We start from the raw sequence: 19,010 nt of genomic DNA, 5'->3' as shown, positions 1-19,010 counted from the left end.
ACGCTCAAGCAGACATTCAACGCTCCTTCATGCCCAGGCGCTTGACCGAATACGCGCGTTTCTCGTCCTCTGAGTTGTAGTAGACGTTCTGCGTGGTGCTCAAGCTGTTGTGGCGAAGGTCGACCTGCAGGTCCTTCATGTCGCGGTGGGGTGCGTCGAAGGTCGCCGAGGTGTGCCGCAACCAGTGCAATGAGGCGGCGCGCAGGCGGCCGACGTCTTCGTCCGACCAGCCCTCTGCCTGCATGCGCGCCAGGGCGCGGTCGAATACCTCTTGCAGCAGCACGCGGATATGCCGGTCCGACAGCCCGGCGCGGCCGCGCTGCGTGGCAATCAGTGGCGTGGTTTCACGAAAGCCGGGCAGGGGAGACAGGCCCTGATGCAACCGCCAGCGCTTGAGATAGTTCTCCACGTAATCGTCGCGCACGCTGATCTTGCCGGCCTTGTTGCCTTTGCCCACCACGTGGTACCACCAGTTGCCGGCGTTGTCCTTGCGCAGATCGCCCATGGTGGGCTGCCAGTTGTCGCGCCCGACCAGGTCGGACACCCGCAGGTACATGGCAAAAATCGTCGCCACGATAAACAGCGTGCGCTCGTGACGGGCGTCAGCCGCGGCCATCTGCTCGGCGGTTTCCAGGACGAAATCCCACTGCAGGGAAGTCAGGATCCGGGTGTCCTGATCGTCGGTGTTGCGTTGCTTGTACTTGCTCTTCTGCTTGACTGCGCGAAACGGATTCTGCTCGCAAAAGCCTTCGTCGATTGCATGCTGGAAGAAACTGCCGCACACCGCGAATATCTGCGCGATGGAGCCCTGGGCGAGCTTGTAGGCGTCGGCCTGGGCGGGGCGATTCTGCTCCTTGGCGCGCTTGCGTTCTTCCTTGGAAATCGTCTGGCTGAACGGCCGCCATTCAGGGTTGAGCACGTAGGTGTCGGTGCTGGTTTTCTTGCGCGCGCCGATGCGGTTGAAGCGCGCCTTGACCACCGGCCCGACCCAGGCCGGATCAGGCGTCAGGCAGAACTCCATGAAGCTTTCGGCATGGGTGCGGCGCATTTCCAGCAGGGGGATGCGCGCCTTGAGCAGCGTCCACAACAGCAGTCGCTCGACGTGGGTGCGATAGGAGTTGAACGTCGCCTCGTTACCCGCATAAGACTTGAGGAAACTGCGCACCGCCCGGTATCCCTCCAGCGCCTGAATCGGCTCGGGAAACTGGGTCAGGTAATGGCTGATGGCAGGCAGTTCTTCCTTCAACGAGCTGAAATTGAGCTCGCCGAATCGGGCATAGGTTTCGAACAGCGGATGGGGCGTGGCAGGCGCAGACATTGAAATCAGCTTGAGCAGGAGTCGGAAAATGCCGGCATGATCCTCTCGAAGGCGGGGTGATGCAATGGCTGGCGCAGCGTCTGGCTGGCGGTGTTGCGAAGTTTCAGTCGCGCCGGCAGGCACACACCTGCCGGCGGGTACCGCGCGTCACTTGATCAGCGGCACGCCACTGAGTCGTTGCAATTCGTCGAAGTCGATGTCCGAGCAGATCTCCACCACTTTCAGGCCGTCGGACGTCACTTCCAGCACGGCAAGGTCGGTGTAGATACGGCTGACGCAGCCGATGCCGGTGAGCGGATAGGTGCACTCGGGCACCAGCTTGCTTTCGCCGGACTTGGTCAGGTGATCCATCATCACGAACACCTGGCGTGCGCCGGTGGCCAGGTCCATCGCGCCACCCACGGCCGGGATCGAACCTTCGGCGCCGGTGTGCCAGTTGGCCAGATCACCCTTGACCGACACCTGGAAGGCGCCCAGTACGGCGATGTCCAGATGGCCGCCGCGCATCATCGCGAACGAGTCGGCATGATGGAAGAAGGCACCGCCGGTGAGCAGGGTCACGTGCTGCTTGCCTGCGTTGATCAGGTCGTCGTCTTCCTCGCCCGGCGCGGGACTCGGGCCCATGCCCAGCAGACCGTTCTCGCTGTGCAGGAACACTTCCTTGTCGCCCAGGTAGTTGGCCACCAGGGTCGGTGCGCCAATGCCCAGGTTGACGTACGCGCCTTCCTGGATGTCCGCGGCCACGCGCTGGGCCATCTCGGTGCGGGAGAGCTTTTTAGTGATAGTCATGGCAGGCCTCAGACAGCGTTGGCGATCGACGAAGCGCCAGCGCCGGAAACGGCGACCACGCGCTGAACGAAAATACCCGGGGTGATGATGTGCTCCGGATCCAGCTCGCCGAGCTCGACGATCCGGTCAACCTGGGCGATGGCGGTCTTGGCGGCCATGGCCATGATCGGGCCGAAATTGCGCGCGGCCTTGCGGTAGACCAGGTTGCCCCAGCGATCACCCTGGTACGCCTTGATCAGTGCGAAATCCGCGTGCAGCGGCATTTCCAGCACGTACTGGCGGCCATCGATCTCACGGGTTTCCTTGCCCTCGGCCAGCAGCGTGCCGTAGCCGGTTGGCGAGAAGAACGCACCGATCCCCGAGCCTGCCGCGCGGATACGCTCGGCCAGGTTGCCCTGGGGCACCACTTCCAGCTCGATCTTGCCGGCGCGGTACAGCTCGTCGAACACATAGGAGTCCGACTGGCGCGGGAAGGAACAGATCACCTTGCGCACGCTGCCTGCCTTGAGCAGCGCGGCCAGGCCGATCTCGCCGTTACCGGCGTTGTTGCTGATGATGGTCAGGTCGCGAGGGCCGATGTCGATCAGCGCATCGATCAGCTCGGACGGCATGCCGGCCGTGCCGAAGCCGCCGACCATGATGGTCGAGCCGTCTGTGATGCCTTGCACCGCGCTGGCGATGGTCTCGAAGGTTTTGTTGATCAAAGTGAGCTCCTGGTTTGTCCTGGAGTGTGGGGTGACGATCTGGCCAGAGCGCGCTTGGGCGAGCAGACCAGAAACGCCTGTCATTGTTTGTGGGTCTGGCCTATAGCGTGCCGCAATAGCGGGGAATAAGAGAGAGGGAGAATGGGAAGTTGTGCGGTTATCGAACGGTTGTGCGATATACGGGCATCGCTATTATCCAACGGGGAAACAGTTCGCCAATAAACGGCGCAAGGAGTTCGAACCATGACGCTGGCCCGACGTCAGTTCAATACACTGACCTTGCTGAGCCTTACCGGCATCGGAGCATTGACCATGAAGCCTGTGCAAGCCACACCCGCCGTGCAGACGCTGGTGTTAAAAGCCAACGGCGGTATTCCCAACAATCCGACGCTGCCGGTGCTGATTTACCCGGCTGCGCTGGACGTTACCGGCAGCGATCCCGCATCCCTGTTCGAACGCACATTTGCCGCCAATGGCTGGCCGCCGCAATGGCGCTATGGCGTGTTCACGTATCACCACTACCACACCCACGGCCATGAAGTGCTGGGCGTTTACGCCGGGCATGCACGCTTGATGCTGGGTGGGCCGAACGGCCATGTGCTGGAGGTCAGGGCCGGGGATGTACTGTTGCTGCCTGCGGGCACGGGGCACTGCAACCTGGGGTCCAGCGATGATTTCAGTGTGGTTGGTGCTTATCCGCCGGGGCAGGAGGGTGACATCAACCGTGGCCCGGCCACCGCTGCGCAGATCGAACAGATTGCACATTTGCCATTTCCCCACTCCGACCCGGTGCTGGGCCAAAAGGGCGGTGTCGTGGAGTTCTGGCGCACGCGTCTTTCTGGCAGAGGCTGATCTGTCCGAACGGCAATGACAGATGCTGTGGCGTCACGGCAGTTTCGCAGTGATCACACGATCTTCACGGTGCGCCGGTATCGCAAACCCTCACTCATCAAAAAACACCAGCAGCCGCAACTCGATACTTTGCCGCGGCGGTGCATCGGCGGGTGTGGTGGGGTCATCGAAGGCGGTATGGGCGCCTGCCCGGGCGGCGATGTCTTGACGTGAATCGTAGATCTTCAGCAGCAGCGCTTCGTCTGGTCGCAGTTGCGGGAAGTAAAACCAGCGGTGTTGAGGGTTGGCTTTGAGTGCAAAGGTCTCGCCTACTTTATCGCGATACACCAGATCGCTGGCCAGGAAGTCTGAAGCAGCGATACTGCTGGCGTCACACACGGCCAGCGGCGTGGTGAACACCGGCCCGCCGATGGGGCGCCAGAGGTTGATGATCGCAAAGCGTTTGAGCAGCCGTTGTTCGGCTTCTTCCGGCGGTAGATGATCACGTACCCGGCGAATGGCCGAGCGTTCGGTCTGGTCGTTGTGCACGTAACGCACCGGCTCCCGCAGGCCGGCGGCTTCGCGGCCCGGCTGATCGATGCGCACGGTGTGGTCGAAGATCACCGTTTTCACGGCGCCTGTGACCTGACGCACCAAGGCATCGGATTCGGCGTAGTAGCGCTCGCGCACCTGCTGTTCGTCTTCGAAGTCGAAGACCTCGCTGGCGTGCTCGACACGTTGAAACCCTTGATCGTCGAGCCGCGGAGCAGTGGCCAGCAGGCGTGCGTTATGGATCTGGACTCGGGTCGGCTGCACGGTGCCTATGCGTTGTGGCAAGCCATTTTCCCGCGGGTAGGCATAGTTGACTGGCCGCGTGCCGTCATCCAGCAGGTAGTTGAGTTCGCCGGTGACCGACTCATGCAGCAGATGTGGTTGGTGAATACCCATAGCGACTCCTCACGCCGGGCTGGCGTTAGAAAGGTTCCTTGAAAGGACGCAGATCCAGCTCCTGGGTCCAGGCACTGCGAGGCTGCGAATGGAGGTACCAGTAAGCGTCGGCGATGTCTTCGAGGGCCAGCGTGCCGTCCTCGCCCAACTGCTCGAACCGGTCGCGAGCGCGGTTGCGTAACCGTTCTCCGTTGATTCCACCGTCGATGACCACATGGGCGACATGCACGTTACGGGGGCCGAATTCGCGCGCGAAGGATTGGCTGAGCGAGCGCAAACCGGCTTTGGCGGCCGCGAAAGCGGTGTAGGGCGGTTTTCCCCGAAGCGATGCCGTAGCGCCGGTGAACAACAGCGATCCACCGCCGTTTTCCAGCAACAGCCGAGTCGCTTCCCGTGCAAACAGAAAGCCGCCCAGCGTGGCCGCTCGCCAGGTCTGCTCGAACAGCTCGGCCGTAAGTTCCAGCGACGGGGCTGCCACCGAGTTGCCGACGTTGAACACCGCGGCGTGCAACGGCCCTGCCTGACGAACCTGAGCCACCGCGGCCAACACATCCGGCTCGACCCCCGCATCCGCGACCACCGCGACAGCATCGCCGCCTTCGTCGCGGATACTTGCGACCACCGCGTCGAGCTTGTCGCGACTGCGCCCGCTGACCACGACCCGATAGCCTTCGGCAGCGAAGCGCCGTGCAATGGCTGCACCGAGCCCCTGCACGGCGCCGACACCGTTGACCCACGCAACTTTACGAGCAGGTGAGGACATGCTGTTCTCCATGGCAAACGTAATGTCACCACTCTAACGTGCCCTATCTGCCGTCAAATAGAATTTCGAACGCTAACGATATAGCGCCTCCCGTTCGCGCAACCGAACCCGATGCTGTCAATGGGTTGCCGCACTCACGTCGATCTTCTTGGGCAGTAATCGGTTGCTGTAGAACAGATCCGCCGTCGCCTGCTGCGCGAGCGAGGAAAACGGCTCCCAGATGGCCCAGGCGTCGGCGTCAACCTGGTACTCGGCAACATCGAGCATTTACAGGGACGGGCCCAGGGGCATCTGATCATCGCCGTGGCTGACGCGGGGCAGAGTGAGCAGGGATTGCTCAAGGTGCTAGAGCCGTTTGCCGATGCGGTGCAGATCCTGGTTGCTCCCAAGGTTGACACCCGGGCACTGAATGCCGCCGAATGGTCGACCTGACAGGAGTCTTTAACGGCATGACGGACCTTGCACCTTTGCTGACGTTCAAACCCATCGACCTCGATACCCACGCGGACCTCTGCGTTCGCTTCGCCATCGATGTGCACGTCATCGGCTTTGGGTCGGCCGAGCGCTTCCACGAGAGCGATGGCAAGGGCGCCGAGCGCCACATCGCCTGGCTGCGGCAACGGGTGGCGCTCAAGCCTGGTTGTCTGGTGCATGTCTGGCAGAACGGCGAGATCATCGGCCAGCTCAACATGAGCCGGGTCGAGAGCGATCCCACGATCGGCTACATCAACCTCCTGTACCTGGTGCCCGAGGCCCGTGGACGGGGTCTGGGCGTATTGCTGGAGGCGTATGCCTGGTCCTTTCTTGCGCAGCAGGGCTGCCGTGCGTTGCGACTGTCGGCGAGCCCCACCAACCTGGGCGCATTGGGGTTTTACCTGCGCAACGGCTGGCAGGATCTCGGGCCGCGCGAGGATGCGCCCTTCGTCAACCTGCTGGAAAAACAGCCCGACCGGACGGTCGCAGGACAGCCGGTGATCATCAACCCTGACGACTACCTGGAAACCGAATTCGGTCGGGTGTTCACCGAAGAACGCAACCGTCTGGCGTGGGATCGATGCCGGGCGAGATTGCGCGATGAACTGGCGCAGAAGCGGCCCGGCACTCACCTGTATCTGGTGATGGGCGTGCAGGGCAGCGGCAAGTCGCGCTGGGTGATAGACAACCACGGCAGGCTCGGTGCGAGCGCTATCGTGTTCGACGCGGCATTGCCGGCCCGGCGTCATCGGCAGACGCTGCTCAAGATCGCCGCCGAGTTCGACGTGCCAGTGATCGCGATATTCGTGCAGGTACCCCTGGCCTTGGCGCGGCAACGAAACGCCCGACGCAGTGCAGACAAACAGGTCCCGGAAGACGCCATCCGAAGCGTATTCGCCATGCTCGAACCGCCTTCTCGTGAAGAGGGTTTCGCCTGGGTCGAAACCGTTCCACCAGAACCTGTGAGCATTTCATCGCAAACCCAATGAAGGACAGCCCATGTCAGTGATCGACAGCCAGTTTTACATCCCGCAGCCCTTTATCGTGCATGAGACCGAGCACTGGGTCCTGAACCACAGCTTCGCCACGGCGTTGCCGGGGTACCTGATCCTGGGTGCCAAGGCGCCAGTCGAGTCGTTGGCCGACTTGCCGCCCCAGGCCCTGCACGAATTCGCCGAGCTGCTGGCCCGGGCCCAGCGCTTGGTACAGGACACCCTCAAGCCTGAACGCCTGTACATCAGCCGTTACGGCCATTCGCCGGGCTATCCGATCCACTTCCACCTGATCCCTGTCTACGCATGGGTGGAAAAGTTGTTCTGGGAGGATGAGCGTTATCGCTTGCTCAATACCTTCGCCAATCCGCAAAAGGCCCAGACCCGCACCGATGGCGCGGAGCTGACGCTGTTCATCTGGCGAGAGTTCGGTGAGCGCCAGCCCCCGCGCGCGGTGCAAGGGGCTTCGATCGAGCAGGTTATCGAGCGCTTGCGCTCGGCGTTTGCCAACCCTTTACAACCTGCTTGAGCGCTGCAATGCCTGAACTCCGTATTCGCCACCTTGCCCTGTGTATCTTTCATCATCAGGGAAAAATCCTCGTCAACGAATTCGTCGACCCTGTGAAAGGACTGACGCTGTTTCGTCCACTGGGCGGCGGCATCGAGTTCGGCGAGCGCAGCGCTGACGCCATCGTTCGTGAAATCCGCGAGGAGCTGGGCCAGCCCATCACCGACCTGCGCCTGATCGGCACGCTGGAGAGCATCTTCACCTACCTGGGCAAACCGGGGCATGAAGTGGTGCAGGTCTATGACGCCCGTTTCGAAGACGCCTCGCTGTATCAGCTGCCGTGGCTGGAAGGCGAAGAGAGCGACGGCGCGCCCTTCAGGGCGAAATGGTGCGACAGCGCATCGTTCACCGAAGCGTCCCCACTGGTGCCGGAAGGGTTACAGGCGTTGTTGACGTCGCTGTCGTTATTGAATTGACCACGCTATGGCCGCAAAAAAGGAGCACCTGTGAACAGGATTTCAACCCTAGGCATCAACCCCGATAAAGACTCGACCCTGGTTTTCAAACCCATCGATCTGGACGCACACATGGATATCTGTGTGCGCTTTCGGATCGATACCCACGTTTGCGGATTCGGCTCGGCCGAGCGATTTCATGAGAGCGACGGACGGGGTGCCGAGCGTTACGCCGACTGGCTGAGAACCCGCGCCGACCGTTTGCCAGGCTGTCTGGTGCATCTGTGGCGTGGCGATACGATCATCGGGCAGATCGAGATGGGCCGGGTGCCGAGTGAGCGCAGCATCGGCTACGTCAACCTGTTCTACCTGGTTCCTGATGTTCGGGGGCAGGGGTTGGGACGCTTGCTGGAGGCGTATGCGTGGACGTATCTGAGCGGACTGAGTTGCCGATCGATTCGGCTGTCTGCGAGCCCGACCAACACTGCCGCCTGGAATTTCTATCGCAAACAGGGCTGGCATGACCTGGGTCCTCGTGAAGAGGATCCGACGGTGCATCTGCTGGAGAAGCGCGAGGCCACTGCACACCCCGCGCTGGCATCAGATGTGGTCTGGACCCATGCCCACGCGCGATCGCCGCGGGTGCCGTTCAACCTGACAACCGAGCGGGTGGCCCTGGTGCCCGCTGATACGCGATTGGCACCCAGGCTGGCCGATGCCCTGAACGCCAGTTTCGAGTTGCACCGTGACTTTCTGCTGTGGAACCAGCCGCACTGGACGCTGGAGGAGGCGCAGCAGAGCCTGGAGGTCGCGGCGCGGGATTATTTCCTGCCGGCAGGGGAGAAGCGTTATTTCGTGATTGCCCGCAATGAGCCTGCCGATATCGTCGGCTGCATCGGGCTCTTGCCGCGCCCCGACGCACCCGAGCCGTTCGAAGTCGGCTACTGGGCCAACCAGCGCCATGCCGGCAAGGGGCTGATGAGCGAAGCGCTGGCCGCGCTGGTGGCCGCCTTGAAAGGGCAAGCGCTGCACCTGACCACATCGTCGGCCAATGAAGCCAGCCAACGACTGGCCGAGTCGGTGGGTTTCCGCCAGGTGAACGTCATCGTGGGTGCGCGGCAGTCGGAGAAGTTCGGTGTCTGTGACACGCTGGTGTATCGACGGGGCGTTGAGGCTTTTCGGGATCGAGAAGCCAGTAACACCGAAGCGTGATGCGTGCACGCTCGGCCACGACACCTGGCTTTCATGGCGGTCCGGCTTCCCGGCCACAATCGCCCTCAATCCGCTTTGATATGCGCCTGGGCAATGATGTCCTTGCTCAGGTCATGGGTGACTTGAATCAGCGCCGCCGTCTGCTCGGTGCTCAAGCGCTGCGGCGCCATGCCCAGCGCTTTCAGTTCGCTGATGGTCGACGGTTCACTGAGCACGTCGTCGAATGCCTTGCGAATAGTGGCCAACACCTGTGGCGGCGTTCCCGTCGGCGCCATGGCCACGAAAGAGCCTGAAAATTTCCACTGTGGGTAGCTCTCGGTCAGTGGCGGCACGCCGGGCAGGTCCGGGGCCTCATCTGTGCCGAAGAACGCCAGCCCGCGCAGTTTCCCCGCCTGCACGAAGGTGTTGGCCAGCGGATCGCTGACCAGATCGATGTGGCCTGCCGTGGCATCGGTCAGGGCCTGGGCGCTGCCTTTGTAGGGCACATGCACCAGGTCGATGCCTGCCAGCAGCTTGAGGTATTCCGTCGAGATGTGCCCCGGCGTGCCGTTGCCCGAGGTGCCGTAGGTGAGCTGGCCCGGATGCGCCTTGGCATAGCTGACCAGTTCTGCAATGGAATGAATCGGCAGCTTCGGGTTGACCGCAATCACCGAGCGCGACCCGGCCAAGTGCGCCACGGGGGTGAGGTCCTTGAACGGGTCGAACTGCACCGGCACCAGTTGCGGTGCGATGGCCAGGTTGCCGATGGAAGCGTTCAGCAGCGTGTAACCATCGGCGGCGGCATGGGCCACATACGCAGCGCCCAGCGTACCGGCAGCGCCCGGTTTGTTTTCCACCACCACTGGCTGCCCCAGCCGCTCGCCCAGATGCCGGGCGATGATCCGCGCGATGTTGTCGTTGGTACCGCCAGGTGTGTAGGGCACCACATAGGTGATCGGTTTGTTCGGGTACGGCTGATTATCCGGGGATTGCGCCAGCGCGGTGGCGGCGGTCAACGAGATCAGGGCTGTAGCGACGATTTTCTTTAGCAGGTGCATGACAGGCTCGCGTGACAGGTAGACGTAAAAGATAATTTATATTTATTATTATTCAGAAATTAAATAACTGTTATCTATAACGTTTTCTTCTATCGTTATTCGCCAGCGATCCCGCTGCGCGTCTCCATATCGCTGAGAGTGTCATGAGCCAAACCCTGCAACAGATGCGCCTGGGCCTGTTCATCCAGGCCGCCGGTCACCACGCCAGCGGCTGGCGCTACCCCGGCGCCCAGAGCGGCAGCGAAAACTTCAAGCTGATCAAGCAACTGACCCTGGCGGCCGAACGCGCCTGCCTGGACATGGTGTTCTTCGGCGACAAACTGGTCACCAGCGCCCAGGAACACCCCTCGATGATCGTGCGCTTCGAGCCGCTGACGCTGCTTGGCTCGCTGGCGTCGGTCACCGAGAAGATCGGCCTGGCCGCCACGGCGTCCACCACCTACAGCGAGCCTTACACCGTGGCTCGCCAGTTCGGCACGGTCGATCATATTTCCGAAGGGCGGGCGGCATGGAACGTGGTTACCACCGGCTATGACAGCGCCGCGAATTTCACCCGTGCCACGCACCCCAACCACGACCAGCGCTACGAAGTGGCCGAAGAGTTCGTGGACGTGGTGCGCGGGTTGTGGGACAGCTTCGAGGACGATGCTTACGTGCGTGACACCGAGCGCGGTGTGTACCTGGACACTGGCAAGATGCATCGGCTCGACCATCGCGGTCAGCACTTCAGCATCGACGGACCGCTGAACATGACCCGCAGCCCGCAGGGTCATCCGGTGTTGATCCAGGCCGGGTCCAGCGGGCCGGGCATGAGCCTGGCCGCGCGCATCGCCGAGGTGGTGTTCACCGCACAGCAGGATATCCAAGCCGCGCAGCAGTTCTACCGCGAGCTCAAGCGTCAGGTTGTCGCCCATGGCCGCCAGCCGGAGCATTGCCTGGTGATGCCGGGCATCATGCCGATCCTGGGCGCCACGGCGGCTGATGCACAGGCGAGTTTCGAGCGTCTGCAGCAGTGGACGGATCTGGATACCGCGCTGAAGCTGGTGGGCGAGCGCCTCGGTCAGGATCTGAGCGGCTTCGATCTGGATCAGCCACTGCCTGAGCTGCCATTGCCGCAGAACATGAAAAGCCGCGCCCAGTTGCTGCTGGACATGAGTCACCGCGACGGCCTGACGCTGCGCCAGATCTGCAATCTGGTGGCCGGTGCACGCGGGCACAAGATTCTGATCGGCACCCCGCAGCAGGTCGCCGACGAGTTGATCGCCTGGTTCGAGGGGCAGGCCGCCGACGGCTTCAACCTGATGCCGCCACATTTTCCCGAGGGACTGGAGCAGTTCGTCGAGGGCGTGCTGCCGATTCTGCGCAAGCGCGGCCTGTTCCGCGAAGCCTACAGCGGCAGCACCCTGCGCGAGCATCTGGGGTTGCCGCGCCCTGCGCATCGGCGCTGGGGAGCCGGTCAATGAGTGCGCCGCGTCAGCAGGTCGACTTCAGCGTCGGCCTGCTTTATCTGCTGCTGGGCACAGCCTTCAGTTGGGGCGCCTACGGTTACGGGCTGGGCACGCCCGCGCGAATGGGCGCCGGGTTCTTTCCGTTCTGGCTGGGCATCGGGCTGGGCGGGCTGGGGGCGGGCGCGATGCTGCGGGCCTGGTCCCTTCAGCAACCGGCGCAACGTCTGGAATCCTGGGCGTGGAAGCCGCTGGGTTGGGTGCTGGGCGCGCTGGCCTTGTTCGCCGTGCTGTTGCCGCTGGCCGGGTTGTTGATCGCCACCGCTGCGCTGGTGCTGGTCAGCAGTCGCGCCAGTGCGCAGTTTACCTGGGGCGCCAGCCTGGTGAGCGCCGTCGTGGTCAGCGTGTTCTGTGCGCTGGTGTTCGTCGTCGGCCTGGGCTTGCCCCTGCCGTTGTGGCCTCTCTTTATCGGTTGATACCCCATGGATCTGCTCAATCATCTGGCGCTGGGCTTTTCCACCGCCTTGACCCTGCAAAACCTGTCTTACGCGTTCATTGGTTGCCTGCTGGGCACGCTGATCGGCGTGCTGCCGGGCCTGGGGCCGGTGGCGACCATCGCCATGCTGCTGCCGGCCACCTATGCGCTGGAGCCTACTAGCGCGCTGATCATGCTGGCCGGTATCTACTACGGCGCCCAGTACGGCGGCTCGACCACGGCCATTCTGGTCAACCTGCCGGGGGAGTCGTCCTCGGTGGTCACCACCCTGGACGGCTACCAGATGGCGCGCAAGGGCAAGGCTGGTCTGGCGCTGGCCACGGCGGCGCTGGGTTCGTTTTTCGCCGGCACCGTCGGCACCTTGCTATTGGCCGCGTTCGCCGGGCCGCTGACCGACCTGGCCATGGATTTCGGGCCGGCCGATTATTTTTCGCTGATGGTTTTCGGGCTGATCGGCGCAGTGGTATTGGCGACCGGCTCGATCTACCAGGCCATCGGCATGATTCTGGTGGGGTTGTTGCTGGGCATGGTCGGCACCGATGTGAACTCGGGCATCGCACGCTTCACCTTCGGCCAACTGGAACTGGTGGATGGCCTGAACTTCGTTTGCCTGGCCATGGGGTTGTTCGGCGTGGCGGAGATCGTGCGCAATCTGGAAGACGATGAAGTGCGCCACGCCGTGACGCAAGGCCTTGATCAACTCTGGCCGCGCAAGGAAGATTTCAAGCGCATGGCCGCGCCGATTCTGCGCGGCACGACGCTGGGGGCGTTTCTCGGCATTCTGCCCGGTGGCGGCGCGGCGCTGGCGTCGTTTTCGTCCTATGCGCTGGAGAAGAAGGTCTCGCGCACCCCACAGGCGTTCGGCCAAGGCGCACTGGAAGGCGTAGCGGGGCCCGAGTCGGCGAACAACGCCGCGGCGCAGACCTCATTCGTGCCGCTGCTGACCCTGGGCATTCCATCCAATGCGGTGATGGCGATGATGATCGGCGCGATGCTGATCCACAATATTCAGCCAGGTCCCATGGTCATCAGCCAGAACCCCGAGCTGTTCTGGGGCCTGATCGTTTCGATGTGGATCGGCAACCTGATGCTGCTGGCGCTGAACCTGCCGATGCTCGGATTGTGGGTCAAGCTGCTCAAGGTGCCGTACCGCCTGATGTTTCCGGCGATTCTGGTGTTCTGTGCCATCGGCGTGTTCTCGGTGCAGAACTCGATCTTCGACCTGTGGCAGATGCTGGTCTTCGGCGTGGCGGGATACCTGCTGGCCAAGCTGCGGCTGGGGCCTGCGCCGCTGTTGCTGGGCTTTGTGCTCGGCCCGCTGATGGAAGAAAACCTGCGCCGCGCCTTGCTGATCTCCCGCGGGCATTTTTCCGTGTTCATCGAGCGTCCGATTTCGCTGGCGCTGCTATGCGCCACCCTCGGGTTGGTGATCCTGATGATCATGCCTGCGTTGCGCCGCAATCGTGAGGTGGCATTCGAGCCGGAGTGAAGCCGGCCCGTGATGCGCGAACTGTCCAGCCTCGGTCAGGCACTGTATGTCAACTGTCGCGATCGAGGCACCAGAACGCTCTATTTCGCGGTTTTCAGGCCTATTTCAAGCGTTTTTCTCTGGCACGCTCCGTGCTCTGTAGCTTGCGCCAACCCAGCGTCTTTCGGGCGCTGGATAATGAGTCAAGCAGGAGTGTGGAATGAACAAGGGAAGAGCTTCACGTTCTTCGGCGCGCAGCCGGTTGCCATCTGCCGTGGGCGCGAGCGCCACGTTTTTTCTGGTGGGCCAGTTGCACGCCGCGTCGGTTGACGTGAATGAATCGAGTGGCGCGCAGCCGACCAAACAGCTGAGCACAGTGGTGGTAAAAGGCGCCAAACTCGACGACAACAAGAAAGCCGAGCTGGCGCTGAAGGAAGTGGCCGGCGGTGTCAATTACATCGACGCGCAAACGGTGGAGCAGGGCCGGGTGTCAACGGCCACCGACGTGTTCGCCCTGCAACCCGGGGTGATCGCCACTCAGGGCGGCGGCAACAATGACGGCGGGCGGATTTCGATTCGCGGCTCCGGGATCAACAAGGGCGTGGGGTATTTCCGCGCCGGTATCTTTTACTTGTTCGACGGCTTGCCGGTGTCGGGGCCGGGCGGCACGCCCTACGAGCTGTTCGAGCCACTGGGCCTGAGCCATACCGAGATTCTGCGCGGCGCCAATGCCTTCGACATCGGCTCGCTGTATCTGGGCGGGGCGATCAACTACGTCACCAAGACCGGCTATGACGCAGCGCCCCTGCAGGTGCGTTACGAAGCAGGCAGTTACGGCTACCAGAAACGGCAGATCAGCTCCGGCCAGGTGCTCGGGCCACTGGATTACTACGTCAGCCTGACCGACTCTTCATCCGACGGTTTCCAGGATCAGACCCGCGGCAAGAGCGCAGGATTCGCCGGTAACGTCGGCTATCAGTTCTCGCCACAGCTCAAGACGCGCCTCTATTACCGCTACCGCACCACCGACAACGAGACGCCGGGCTACATCACCAAGGCCCAGCTCAAGGACGACCCTGAACAGGCCAACCCGACCAGCGTCAATGTGCATGCCCATCGCAAGCAGCCCGGCTCGACCTGGGTCGGCAGCAAGACCCAGTACACCTTCGACGACGATTCCCATCTGGAACTGGGGCTGGTCTATCACGACTACCCGATCGACGCCCGGCAAGGGGTGAACCGTACGGTGTGGGGGTTCACCGACTACTCCACCAGCCTGAAATACGATCGCCTGGATCAACTGTTCGGCAAAAACAGCGTCACCCGGCTCAACTTCCTACGTACCGAGCATTTGAATGGCTATTCGAAGACTTCCGTGCGCATTCCTTCGGGCGTGACGGCTAATCTGCCGGTGGGGGCAGAGGTGCGCAAGGCCGAGTATCAGGGCTCGGACATGGTGCTCAGCGCCAGTAACGAAACCGAAGTGGTCGACAACAGGCTATGGCTCAGCGCAGGCCTGTCCGCCGTCAACTTCGAGCGCAAGGCGCGGGTGTCCTACCCGGTGGGCGGCGAGGCCGACAACCCGAACAACCCGGTGGAGAAAGACGACTGGAAGTTCGCCCCGCGTTTCGGTGTGCGCTATCAACTCACGCCGGACTTCGAGCTGTTCGGCAACCTCAGCCGCACGGTCGAGGCGCAGCAGTCCTGGGCATTCGTGTCGGGGGCGCAAGTGTTCACCTCGGGTCCCGCCACCGGTCTTAATTCGGGCGGGCAGAAGCTCAAGCCGCAAGTGGCCGACACCCTAGAATTCGGTACCCGTGGCCACTTCGACCGTACCGACTGGGACCTGACGTTCTATCGCTCCCAGGTGCAGGATGAACTGCTCTCGGTGATCATCCGCGAAGCGACCTCGACCTCCGATGCGCTGACCTCCGAATACAACGCCAGCAAAACCATCCACCAAGGGGTGGAACTGGGGCTCAACTCGCTGCTGTGGGAAAACAACGGCGACAGCCTGCACTTGCGCCAGTCCTACACCTACAGCGATTTCTTCTACCGTGATGACGATCAGTTCGGCAGCAACCGTCTGCCCGGCATTCCGAAGCACAACTACCAGACCGAACTGCGCTACGACTTCAACAACGGCGTTTACGTCGGCGTGAACACCTATTACGCCTCCAAGACGGCAGTGGACTTCGCCAACACCGCCACGGCCGGCTCTTACAACCTGTGGGGCACGACGCTGGGCTGGAACTCGCCGAAGAAAGACTGGCAGGTGTATCTGGATCTGCGCAACATCACCGACGAGAAGTACGCAGCTTCGATCAGCCCGACGTTCGATGCCAAGGGCACCGACCCCAGGACGATCATTCCGGGTGATGGTTTCGGCGCTTACGCCGGGGTGCAGTACAGCTTCAGGTAAGCGGTGCCATGTGGTTCAAAGGCCACATGGCTTGCGCTCAACGTGCGCTCTTGTCGAGCATCGCCAGCAGCAGCACGTTGGTGCCGGCTTCGGCCCATTCGGGGTGAATGTGCTCGGCCTCGTTGTGGCTCAGGCCGTCGACGCACGGCACGAAGATCATCGAGGTCGGGGCCACGCGGTTCAGGTAGCAGGCGTCGTGACCGGCGCCGGAGACCATGTCCTTGTGGCTGTAGCCCAGTTGCACGGTGGCGCGGCGCACGCTGTCGATGCAGCTTTGCTCGAAGTTGATCGGCGCGTACTGGAAGATCTGCTCGACCTTCGCTTGCAGGCCGATGCCGTCGGCAACCTGCTGCACCTTGTCGCGAAATTCCAGGTCCAGTGCTTCAAGCGCGGCTTCCCGTGGATGACGGAACTCGACACTGAAAAACACCCGGCCCGGCACTACGTTGCGCGAGTTGGGGAACACGTTGACCAGTCCGATGGTGGCGCGGCCTTCATCGCCCTGGGCCAGGCCGAGGGCGTTGACCGCTTCGGCCACCCGCGCCATGCCCAGCAGGGCGTCGAGCCGATGATTCATTGGCGTGGTGCCGGCATGGGCACTGCGGCCAGTGAGCTCGACTTCGTACCAGCGCTGGCCCTGGGCGCCGGTGACCACGCCAATGGTCAGATTTTCCGCTTCGAGAATCGGGCCTTGCTCGATGTGCAGTTCGAATGCGGCATGAATATCCTGGCCGCCCATGGGCGCCTCACCGGCGTAACCGATAGCCTGCAACGCCTGGCCGATGGTCACGCCTTTGGCATCGGTGCGCGACAAGCCGTACTCCAGATCGAACACCCCGGCGTACACACCCGAGGCGATCATCGCCGGAGCGAAGCGCGAGCCTTCTTCGTTGGTCCAGTTGATGACTTCGATAGACCGCTCGGTCTGAATATCCAGATCATTGAGCGTGCGAATCACTTCCAGGCCGGCCAGCACGCCATAAATGCCGTCGAACTTGCCGCCCATGGGCTGCGAATCGCCGTGGGATCCCGTCACCACCGGCGCCAGGCTGGCGTCACGGCCCTCGCGGCGGGCGAAGATGTTGCCCATGGCATCGACGCGAATACTGCACCCGGCTTCGCGTGCCCATCTGACGAACAGGTCACGCCCCTGGCGATCTTCTTCGGTCAGCGCCAGGCGCGACACGCCGCCTTTTTCGGTGGCGCCGATGCGCGCCATTTCCATCAGCGAGCCCCACAGGCGCTCGCCGTTGATCCGCAGTGGCTTGATCATGCGTCCGGCTCCGGCGATTTGACCTTGTAGCGGAAGTCGCAATGGGAAGCACCGCCCATGATGGTCTGGGTGCGCTTGAGCTCGACCCGTGGGTCGTAGCCGACGATGAACAGCTCGTCGCGGTTGCACGACAGCAAGTGGCCGATCTCGCCCAGACCCATGGCGTGGTACATCTCGGCGTAGCGGCAGCGGTGCACGTCGTAATCGAAATGGGTGGCATCGGTGGCAATCACGTCCACCTTCAGCGCGTCGTCTTTTTCCCAGAGTTCCTGCAGGGCAATGAAGCCTTGCAGGTCGGGGCCGTTGGGCTCGCGAGCGGCAAACTGCTTGCCAGCGTTGACCGCAGCCTCGGACACCGCTTCGCCGATGACAGCCGCTGCCTTGTCCTTGCCGTAATCGCGCACGAGGATTTCGTAGATGGGTTTGATGATTTCGGCTTCGATGCGCCGCCGGGCCAGAATGCCCAGTTCACCGTCATGTTGACTCATGTGGGGTATCTCCATCGCTTCTCACGGGCCGGCCCAGGCTGTGTCAAAACTACTGCGCTCGGCACTACTGCGTTAAAAACAGGCGAAAAATGCTCATTTAGAACACCTAAACTCCGCTTTTTCGCCTGTTTTTGCCTTGTATTGCCTTCGCTCGCTACGTTTTGACATACCCTGGGCCGGACGTCGGCGACACAGGGCCGCCGACGTCGGTCGGATCAGGGTTTGCCGCCGGCTACGCTGACCGGCTGCCATGCATTGGCCTTCACTTGGTAAACAGTGAAGGTCGGGTTTTTCAGGTTGCCTTCGCCATCGAAGGCGATCACGCCGGTGACGCCCTGGTACTGGCTGGCCTTGAGCGCAGGCAGGTATTTGGACGGATCGGTCGAACCGGCTTTTTCGATGGCCGCGATCAGCACGCCGACGCCGTCATAGGCGAACGGGGCATGCAGCTCGATGTGCGTCTTGTAGCGCTGCTCGTAACGCTGTTCGAAGTCCTTACCGCCGGGCATCTGCGCCACGGCCAGGCCCGGCTCCAGGGCGATCACGCCGTCACCTTCCTTCTGCGCCAGTTCCAGGAAGGTCTGGCTGACGAAACCACCGGCGCCCATGAGCGTGGCCTTGATCCCCAGCTGTTTGATGCGCCGGGCCAGCGGGGCGGCCTGAGCGTCGACACCGCCGAAGAAAATCAGATCGGGGTTCTTGCTGCGCACTGTGGTCAGCACGGCGCTGAAGTCCACCGTCTTGTCGTCCACGTATTCACGGGACACCACGTTGCCGCCGCCTGCCTCGATGGATTTGACGAACTGATCGGCCAGACCCTGGCCGAACGCGGTGCGGTCGTCGATCACCGCAATGCGCTTGGCTTTCAAGGTGTCCAGCGCGTAGCGACCGGCCACCTGGCCGCCGTCATCGTCGTGGCCCATGATGCGGAAACTGGTGTCGAAACCCTGTTGAGTGTAGGCGTGGCCGGTGGCGACCGGCGCCACTTGTGCGATGCCGGCGTCGTGATAGACCCGCGCCGCCGGAATGCTGGTGCCGGTGTTCCAGTGACCGACCACGCCGACCACTCCGGCATCCACCAGACGCTGAGCGACGGTCACCGCGGTGCGCGGGTCGGATTGATCGTCTTCGGACACCAGCTTGTAGGTCACCGCTTCGCCATTGATTTGCGGGTGGCGGGCGTTGGCGGCATCGATGGCCAGTTGCGCGCCGTTTTCCAGGTCTTTGCCGATCCGGGCCGAAGGGCCGGTCAGCGGGCCGGCCAGACCGATCAGTACGGTCTGGTCAGCCTGGGCAATAGCCGTGGCCAGGCTGCTGACGGCGATGCCGATGAGGGCGGCGCGTTTGATGAGGGCAGAAATGTGCATGTGTGCTTCCTGTTGCAGGT

At 62.6% G+C, this 19,010-nt stretch carries 19 protein-coding genes; 9 read left to right on the top strand and 10 right to left on the bottom strand.

Translation table 11 applies throughout. The features are described 5' to 3' along the window. Positions 1-16: 16 nt before the first annotated feature. The 3 genes from AC1MEK_RS10930 to AC1MEK_RS10920 all read right to left on the bottom strand — a co-directional run bounded on the left by AC1MEK_RS10930 (position 17) and on the right by AC1MEK_RS10920 (position 2,811). Positions 17-1,318, bottom strand: coding sequence for a tyrosine-type recombinase/integrase (locus tag AC1MEK_RS10930; RefSeq protein ID WP_480396291.1), 1,302 nt, complete (start codon positions 1,316-1,318; stop codon positions 17-19). Between the two features lie 147 nt (positions 1,319-1,465). Beyond that, the gene (locus tag AC1MEK_RS10925; RefSeq protein WP_480396290.1) at positions 1,466-2,107 is read right to left on the bottom strand and encodes a 3-oxoacid CoA-transferase subunit B; all 642 of its coding nucleotides are present in this window, start codon (positions 2,105-2,107) and stop codon (positions 1,466-1,468) included. An 8-nt stretch (positions 2,108-2,115) separates the two neighbouring features. Then, positions 2,116-2,811, bottom strand: coding sequence for a 3-oxoacid CoA-transferase subunit A (locus AC1MEK_RS10920; RefSeq protein WP_480396289.1), 696 nt, complete (start codon positions 2,809-2,811; stop codon positions 2,116-2,118). A gap of 312 nt (positions 2,812-3,123) precedes the next feature. Here AC1MEK_RS10920 and AC1MEK_RS10915 point away from each other — a divergent pair, with 312 nt between their 5' ends. Further along, positions 3,124-3,663 carry a cupin gene (locus AC1MEK_RS10915; protein WP_480396420.1) on the top strand — a complete coding sequence of 180 codons (540 nt, stop codon included), beginning with the start codon at positions 3,124-3,126 and terminating at the stop codon, positions 3,661-3,663. 90 nt (positions 3,664-3,753) lie between these two features. On the opposite strand, the gene AC1MEK_RS10910 is transcribed toward AC1MEK_RS10915, so the two are convergent. The 3 genes from AC1MEK_RS10910 to AC1MEK_RS10900 form a co-directional block, all read right to left on the bottom strand. Beyond that, complete coding sequence (locus tag AC1MEK_RS10910) at positions 3,754-4,590, bottom strand: CmcJ/NvfI family oxidoreductase (protein ID WP_480396288.1); 837 nt, start codon at positions 4,588-4,590, stop codon at positions 3,754-3,756. Positions 4,591-4,615: 25 nt separating this feature from the next. Further along, the gene (locus AC1MEK_RS10905; RefSeq protein WP_480396287.1) at positions 4,616-5,365 is read right to left on the bottom strand and encodes an SDR family NAD(P)-dependent oxidoreductase; all 750 of its coding nucleotides are present in this window, start codon (positions 5,363-5,365) and stop codon (positions 4,616-4,618) included. 105 nt (positions 5,366-5,470) lie between these two features. Continuing rightward, positions 5,471-5,620 carry a hypothetical protein gene (locus AC1MEK_RS10900; protein WP_480396286.1) on the bottom strand — a complete coding sequence of 50 codons (150 nt, stop codon included), beginning with the start codon at positions 5,618-5,620 and terminating at the stop codon, positions 5,471-5,473. Between the two features lie 182 nt (positions 5,621-5,802). Between AC1MEK_RS10900 and AC1MEK_RS10895 the strand changes: the two genes are divergently transcribed. From AC1MEK_RS10895 to AC1MEK_RS10880, 4 genes are read left to right on the top strand one after another with little or no spacing between them, the layout of a single operon-like run. Next, positions 5,803-6,816 (top strand): GNAT family N-acetyltransferase, encoded by a 1,014-nt coding sequence (locus AC1MEK_RS10895; RefSeq protein ID WP_480396285.1) that lies wholly within the window; start codon positions 5,803-5,805, stop codon positions 6,814-6,816. Between the two features lie 10 nt (positions 6,817-6,826). Continuing rightward, complete coding sequence (locus AC1MEK_RS10890; RefSeq protein ID WP_480396284.1) at positions 6,827-7,348, top strand: HIT family protein; 522 nt, start codon at positions 6,827-6,829, stop codon at positions 7,346-7,348. Between the two features lie 8 nt (positions 7,349-7,356). After that, positions 7,357-7,803, top strand: coding sequence for an NUDIX hydrolase (locus AC1MEK_RS10885; protein ID WP_480396283.1), 447 nt, complete (start codon positions 7,357-7,359; stop codon positions 7,801-7,803). 30 nt (positions 7,804-7,833) lie between these two features. Next, on the top strand, positions 7,834-8,994 hold the full coding sequence (locus tag AC1MEK_RS10880) for a GNAT family N-acetyltransferase (RefSeq protein ID WP_480396282.1): 1,161 nt from the start codon (positions 7,834-7,836) through the stop codon (positions 8,992-8,994). Between the two features lie 65 nt (positions 8,995-9,059). On the opposite strand, the gene AC1MEK_RS10875 is transcribed toward AC1MEK_RS10880, so the two are convergent. Next, positions 9,060-10,031: a Bug family tripartite tricarboxylate transporter substrate binding protein gene (locus AC1MEK_RS10875; RefSeq protein WP_480396281.1), complete on the bottom strand. Its 972-nt coding sequence runs from the start codon at positions 10,029-10,031 to the stop codon at positions 9,060-9,062. Between the two features lie 143 nt (positions 10,032-10,174). On the opposite strand from AC1MEK_RS10875, the gene AC1MEK_RS10870 reads away from it, so the two are divergent. The 4 genes from AC1MEK_RS10870 (at position 10,175) to AC1MEK_RS10855 (ending at position 15,862) form a co-directional block, all read left to right on the top strand. Further along, a complete protein-coding gene (locus AC1MEK_RS10870; RefSeq protein ID WP_480396280.1) occupies positions 10,175-11,494 on the top strand; it encodes an LLM class flavin-dependent oxidoreductase in 1,320 nt (439 codons plus the stop codon). Next, positions 11,491-11,952 (top strand): tripartite tricarboxylate transporter TctB family protein, encoded by a 462-nt coding sequence (locus AC1MEK_RS10865; protein ID WP_480396279.1) that lies wholly within the window; start codon positions 11,491-11,493, stop codon positions 11,950-11,952. The genes AC1MEK_RS10870 and AC1MEK_RS10865 overlap by 4 nt, the downstream gene beginning before the upstream one ends. 6 nt (positions 11,953-11,958) lie before the next feature. Beyond that, positions 11,959-13,461, top strand: a complete 1,503-nt coding sequence (locus AC1MEK_RS10860; protein WP_480396278.1) for a tripartite tricarboxylate transporter permease — start codon at positions 11,959-11,961, stop codon at positions 13,459-13,461. Between the two features lie 199 nt (positions 13,462-13,660). Continuing rightward, positions 13,661-15,862 (top strand): TonB-dependent receptor family protein, encoded by a 2,202-nt coding sequence (locus AC1MEK_RS10855; protein WP_480396277.1) that lies wholly within the window; start codon positions 13,661-13,663, stop codon positions 15,860-15,862. A gap of 37 nt (positions 15,863-15,899) precedes the next feature. Here AC1MEK_RS10855 and AC1MEK_RS10850 read toward each other — a convergent pair whose 3' ends face one another. The 3 genes from AC1MEK_RS10850 to AC1MEK_RS10840 form a co-directional block, all read right to left on the bottom strand. Continuing rightward, a complete protein-coding gene (locus AC1MEK_RS10850; RefSeq protein ID WP_480396276.1) occupies positions 15,900-17,135 on the bottom strand; it encodes an allantoate amidohydrolase in 1,236 nt (411 codons plus the stop codon). Then, complete coding sequence (locus AC1MEK_RS10845) at positions 17,132-17,623, bottom strand: L-2-amino-thiazoline-4-carboxylic acid hydrolase (RefSeq protein WP_480396275.1); 492 nt, start codon at positions 17,621-17,623, stop codon at positions 17,132-17,134. Before AC1MEK_RS10845 ends, AC1MEK_RS10850 begins: the two co-directional genes overlap by 4 nt. Positions 17,624-17,838: 215 nt before the next feature. After that, entirely contained in the window at positions 17,839-18,990 is a 1,152-nt protein-coding gene (locus tag AC1MEK_RS10840) for a branched-chain amino acid ABC transporter substrate-binding protein (RefSeq protein WP_480396419.1), read from the bottom strand. Positions 18,991-19,010 lie beyond the last annotated feature (20 nt).

The sequence above is a fragment of the Pseudomonas sp. 2 genome (assembly GCF_056627435.1).
The sequence above is the reverse complement of the archived record's forward strand: the minus strand, read 5'-3'. Positions and strand labels throughout refer to the sequence as shown.

Excerpts from the sequence above, each read along its gene's own strand:
- AC1MEK_RS10870 (WP_480396280.1), top strand. The coding sequence starts at position 10,175 with ATGAGCCAAACCCTGCAACAGATGCGCCTGGGCCTGTTCATCCAGGCC.
- AC1MEK_RS10910 (WP_480396288.1), bottom strand. The coding sequence starts at position 4,590 with ATGGGTATTCACCAACCACATCTGCTGCATGAGTCGGTCACCGGCGAA.
- AC1MEK_RS10930 (WP_480396291.1), bottom strand. The coding sequence starts at position 1,318 with ATGTCTGCGCCTGCCACGCCCCATCCGCTGTTCGAAACCTATGCCCGA.
- AC1MEK_RS10885 (WP_480396283.1), top strand. The coding sequence starts at position 7,357 with ATGCCTGAACTCCGTATTCGCCACCTTGCCCTGTGTATCTTTCATCAT.
- AC1MEK_RS10925 (WP_480396290.1), bottom strand. The coding sequence starts at position 2,107 with ATGACTATCACTAAAAAGCTCTCCCGCACCGAGATGGCCCAGCGCGTG.
- AC1MEK_RS10850 (WP_480396276.1), bottom strand. The coding sequence starts at position 17,135 with ATGATCAAGCCACTGCGGATCAACGGCGAGCGCCTGTGGGGCTCGCTG.
- AC1MEK_RS10900 (WP_480396286.1), bottom strand. The coding sequence starts at position 5,620 with ATGCTCGATGTTGCCGAGTACCAGGTTGACGCCGACGCCTGGGCCATC.
- AC1MEK_RS10895 (WP_480396285.1), top strand. The coding sequence starts at position 5,803 with ATGACGGACCTTGCACCTTTGCTGACGTTCAAACCCATCGACCTCGAT.
- AC1MEK_RS10855 (WP_480396277.1), top strand. The coding sequence starts at position 13,661 with ATGAACAAGGGAAGAGCTTCACGTTCTTCGGCGCGCAGCCGGTTGCCA.
- AC1MEK_RS10915 (WP_480396420.1), top strand. The coding sequence starts at position 3,124 with ATGAAGCCTGTGCAAGCCACACCCGCCGTGCAGACGCTGGTGTTAAAA.
- AC1MEK_RS10845 (WP_480396275.1), bottom strand. The coding sequence starts at position 17,623 with ATGAGTCAACATGACGGTGAACTGGGCATTCTGGCCCGGCGGCGCATC.
- AC1MEK_RS10875 (WP_480396281.1), bottom strand. The coding sequence starts at position 10,031 with ATGCACCTGCTAAAGAAAATCGTCGCTACAGCCCTGATCTCGTTGACC.
- AC1MEK_RS10865 (WP_480396279.1), top strand. The coding sequence starts at position 11,491 with ATGAGTGCGCCGCGTCAGCAGGTCGACTTCAGCGTCGGCCTGCTTTAT.
- AC1MEK_RS10860 (WP_480396278.1), top strand. The coding sequence starts at position 11,959 with ATGGATCTGCTCAATCATCTGGCGCTGGGCTTTTCCACCGCCTTGACC.
- AC1MEK_RS10840 (WP_480396419.1), bottom strand. The coding sequence starts at position 18,990 with ATGCACATTTCTGCCCTCATCAAACGCGCCGCCCTCATCGGCATCGCC.
- AC1MEK_RS10890 (WP_480396284.1), top strand. The coding sequence starts at position 6,827 with ATGTCAGTGATCGACAGCCAGTTTTACATCCCGCAGCCCTTTATCGTG.
- AC1MEK_RS10905 (WP_480396287.1), bottom strand. The coding sequence starts at position 5,365 with ATGGAGAACAGCATGTCCTCACCTGCTCGTAAAGTTGCGTGGGTCAAC.